We start from the raw sequence: 4,324 nt of genomic DNA, 5'->3' as shown, positions 1-4,324 counted from the left end.
CGCCGACGATGCGCATGCCGCTGGACGAGGCCAAGACCATGCCGCCGGTTGAGCCGGGGCGGACTCCGAAGCCGGCGACCTTGCCGCCCAGCCGCACCCCCAAGACCATGCCGCCGCTCAAGCGTCCGCCGGCGCCGCTGCCCGAACCCGCACCCGAACCCGTCGGGCGCGCTGCACTGTGGTGGGTCGGCGGCGCTGTGGTGGCGGCAGGCCTGGCCCTGCTGTTCTGGCTGCGCTGATGCAGGCCCTGCAGTCGCGCCGCCGGCGCCGCTCGGCCCGCCACGCGGTAGAGGCTTCTCAAGCCGAAGTGCGCACGGCGGGGCACTTGCCCGCGCATTTGCGCCGCACGCCGATGAGCCTGCGCATTGCGGTTGGCGTGCTGGGGTTGTTGTGCCTGGCGCTGGCCCTGGTGCTGGCCAGCCAATACCCGCTCGGCGCCGCCCCGGCGGTGATGGGCGTGCTGCTGGCGGCCTTGCTGGCGCGCTACTTCTGGGCCCCCTGGCCGGGCTGGATGCTGGCCCTGGTGCCCTTGATCGGGCTCGCGCCCTGGACGGGCTGGCTGTGGCTGGAGGAGCTGGACCTGCTGGTGCTGGCCAGTGCGGCCGGCGGCTATCTGGCCTGGAGCGGCCCGAACCGCCACCGGCCACCGGCCCCGCAACCGCCCTGGCGGCATGAATTGCGCTGGAGCGGGCCGGTCAAGCTGGCCTTGTTGGCCTGGGTGGTGTCGGTGGCGGTGGCGGCGGTGCTGGGTTTGCAGGATGCCGGGGCCGAGCTGGGCTGGTTTGACGGCTACCTGGAGCCCGGCTTCAGCTTGCGGCCGGCCAAGACCCTGGTGGCCCTGCTGCTGATGCTGCCCTTGTGGCTGCGCGCGGCGCGCCGCGCCCCGCAGGCCCTCACCCCGAGCCTGCTCGTCGGCATGGCGCTGCTGATGTTGGGCGTGGCCTGGGGCGCGTTCGCCGAGCGCCTGGCCTTCACGGGGCTCACCAACTTCAGTGCCGACTACCGCACCACCAGCGGCTTTTGGGAAATGCATGTGGGCGGCGCCGCGCTCGACGGCGCGCTGGCCCTGAGCCTTCCCTTCGTGCTGGTGCTGGTGTTGCGCCAGCAGGGGGTGAAGCGCTTCAGCCTGGCGGTGGCACTGTTCGGCTTTGGTCTGTATGTCTGGCTGACGACCTTCTCGCGTGCGCTGTATCTCGGGGTGCTGATGGGCCTGGCGCTGACGGCGTTGCTGGCCTGGCGGCAGCGCCAATACCTGCGCCGCGGCGTGGCCGACCCCGCCTCCAGTTGGCTGACTGGCCAGGTGCCGAGCGACGCCGATCTGCCCCGCGACCCCTGGCCGGGCCGCGTGGGGGCCCTGGCCATGCTGGGTGTGGCCGCCTGGGTGTGTTGGCAGCTCTTTCCCAGCAGCGGCTACCGCGGGCTGATCGGGGTTTGCGGCGCCATGGTGGCGCTGATGTTCCAGCCGCCCACCCTGCAGCGCGCCGAAACGGCCCAGCGCGCCCTGGTGACGGGGCTCGGACTGGTGCTGGCCCTGGTGCCTGCCGGCCTGTGCGCACTGCTCGCCATGGCCTTCGACAAATCGGCCTACCTCTCCTATGTGCTGGCCTGGTGCTGCAGCATGGCGCTCGCGCATCTGGCCTGGCGTGCGCCAGGCCTGTGGCGGCGGCCGCTGGCGGACGCCCTACGCGCCGCGGCCTGGTTCTGGACCCTGGCGATGGCTGCCCTGGTGGCCTGGAACTGGGGCGGAGAGGCCGCGCTGGACGCTGCTTGGCAGCCGCTGGTGTTGTTGGGCCTGCTCTGGCCGATGACGCAGGGTGGCAGCTTGGGCAGCCTGCTGGCCACGCTGAGCTGGCGCACCCGGGTCGGGGCGGCGGGTTTGCTGCTGGCCGTTGGCGCGGTGGTGGCGGCTCTGGGCGGTGGCGCCTACATGGCCGAGCGCTTCAGCACCGGCGCGCAGGATTTTCAAGGCCGCGTGACCCATTGGGAGCGTGCGCTGGCCATCATGCAGGCCCGGCAAGCCTGGCTGTTCGGGGTTGGGGCCGGGCGCTTCGTGGCCCAGGCCCAGAACAATGCGGCGGTCGACGAGCGCGTGGGCGACTACCGCTGGGCCGGCGGCGCCGCCGGGCCTCGGCTGGTGCTGGCCGCCGGCACCCACACGCAGGGACATGGCGAACTGCTGCGGCTGACGCAGCGCGTCAAGGGCGCACCACCCGGGTTGAAGCTGGTGCTGGAGGCGCGCGCCGTCCAGCCCCTGCAACTGCATGCCGAGCTGTGCCAGAAGCACTTGCTCTATGAGGCCGCCTGTCGCTCGGGAGAGATCAAGGTGGACAAGATCGACTGGAGCTGGCAGCGCTACGAACTGGACCTCGGCGGCGCGGGCGAGCTGGCGGACAGTGGCTGGCCGGCGCGCGAACTGGTGTTTGCCGTGGCCCTTGCCACACCGGGTCAGAAGATCGAGCTGCGCAAGCTCTCCCTGCGCGGCAGCGATGGGGTCGAGCTGCTGCGCAACGGCGATTTCAGCCGTGAGCTGGCGCATTGGTTCCCCAGCAGCGACCGCCACCACATGCCCTTCCACATGAAGAGCCTGCCGCTGCACCTGCTGTTCGAGCAGGGCGTGGTGGGCCTGGGGCTGGCCGGCGGCCTGTGGCTGCTGGCGCTGGGCCGGCTGGGCCTGGGGGCGGCGCGCGAGCACCCGCTCGCACCGGCCTTGGCCGGCGCGCTGCTGGGCTTCGCCGTCGTCGGGCTGTTCGACAGTCTCGTCGATGCGGCGCGCATCGCCTTCCTTTACTACCTGCTGCTGGCCCTGGCCCTGGGCCTGCGCGCGCCGCCGCCGGTGGTGGCACCGCTGCCGGCCAAGCCGTGAGTGCGCCGGGCCGCTCCCAAGCGCGAACCCCGGAGCGCTTTGCGCGCAGGGTCGTCCAATGAGCGCGGTTGGTCTGAACGCCGCCCAGATGGCGGCCGTCAACCATTTGCACTCGCCCTGCCTGGTGCTGGCGGGCGCGGGCTCGGGCAAGACGCGCGTCATCACGCACAAGATCGTGCGCCTGCTGCAGAGCGGCCTGCGGCCCGAGCAGATTGCCGCCATCACCTTCACGAACAAGGCCGCGCAGGAAATGCGCGAGCGCGCCAAGGAGTTGGTGGGCGGCAAGGCGGCGGCCAAGCTCACCATCTCGACCTTCCACGCGCTGGGCGTGCGCTTCCTGCGCGAGGAGGGGCCGCTGCTGGGCCTGAAGCCGCAGTTCTCGATCCTGGACAGCGACGACGTCGTCGGCCTGATCCGCGACTGCGCCAGCACCACCGACGCCAAGCTGCCCAAGATCTGGCAATGGCAGATCTCGATGTGGAAGAACGAGGGCCTGGATGCGGCCGGTGCGCTGGCCGTGGCCGAGAGCGAATCAGAGCGCCAGGCCGCCGTGATCTTCCAGGCCTACAGCGAGCGCCTGGCCGCCTTCCAGGCGGTGGATTTCGACGACCTGATCGGCCTGCCGCTCAAGCTCTTGAGCACGAACGCCGAGGTGGCCGCGCGCTGGCAGCAGCGCTACCGCCATGTGCTGATCGACGAGGTGCAGGACACCAATGCCGTGCAGTACGCGCTGCTCAAGGGCCTGGTGGGCAGCACCGGCATCTTCACCGCGGTGGGCGACGACGACCAGAGCATCTACGGCTGGCGCGGTGCGACGCTTGAAAACCTCAAGAGTCTGCAGACCGACTACCCGGCGCTGCAAGTGATTGCGCTGGAGCAGAACTATCGTTCCACCAGCGCCATCCTGCGCGCCGCCAACCATGTGATCGCCGCCAACCCCAAGCTCTTCGAGAAGAAGCTGTGGAGCGACCTGGGCGAGGGCGAGCCGGTGACGGTGCTGGAGTGCGACGACGAGGTGCACGAGGCCGAGCGTGCCGTCGCCCGCCTGGTGGCCAAGAAGAACGCCGACGGCGCGAACGGCAAGTGGAGCGACTGCGCCATCCTGTACCGCGCCAACCACCAGGCCAAGCTGTTCGAGCAGGCGCTGCGGCGCGCGCAAGTGCCCTACAAGGTCAGCGGCGGGCAGAGCTTCTTCGAGCGCGCCGAGATCAAGGACCTGTGCGCCTGGCTGCGCCTGCTGGTGAACCCGGACGACGACCCCGCCTTTCTGCGTGCCGTCGCCACGCCGAAGCGCGGCATCGGCCACCAGACCCTGGCGGCGCTGGGCCAGTTCGCCGGCGCGCGCAAGACCAGCCTGTTCGAGGCCCTGTTCCAGGAGAGCCTGGACACCGTGATGAGCCCGCGCCAGCTGCACGGCCTGCACGAGTTCGGCCGCTACGTGAACGAGCTGGCCGCGCGCGC

At 71.0% G+C, this 4,324-nt stretch carries 2 protein-coding genes and 1 pseudogene; all 3 read left to right on the top strand.

The genetic code is table 11. The features are described 5' to 3' along the window. Nucleotides 1-239 (top strand): annotated as a pseudogene (locus ACE3QP_RS21525) (hypothetical protein); the annotation flags it as partial. Continuing rightward, nucleotides 239-2,863, top strand: coding sequence for a hypothetical protein (locus ACE3QP_RS21520; RefSeq protein ID WP_374439091.1), 2,625 nt, complete (start codon nt 239-241; stop codon nt 2,861-2,863). The pseudogene ACE3QP_RS21525 and the gene ACE3QP_RS21520, both read left to right, overlap by 1 nt. 58 nt (nt 2,864-2,921) lie before the next feature. Next, nucleotides 2,922-4,324 (top strand): ATP-dependent helicase (locus tag ACE3QP_RS21515; protein ID WP_374439089.1); only part of this gene is annotated, 1,403 nt, incomplete at its 3' end.

Origin of the sequence: Inhella sp. (assembly GCF_041912635.1) — a bacterium.
Lineage (GTDB): Bacteria > Pseudomonadota > Gammaproteobacteria > Burkholderiales > Burkholderiaceae_C > Inhella.
This window is presented reverse-complemented; position numbering and strand designations above follow the sequence as displayed.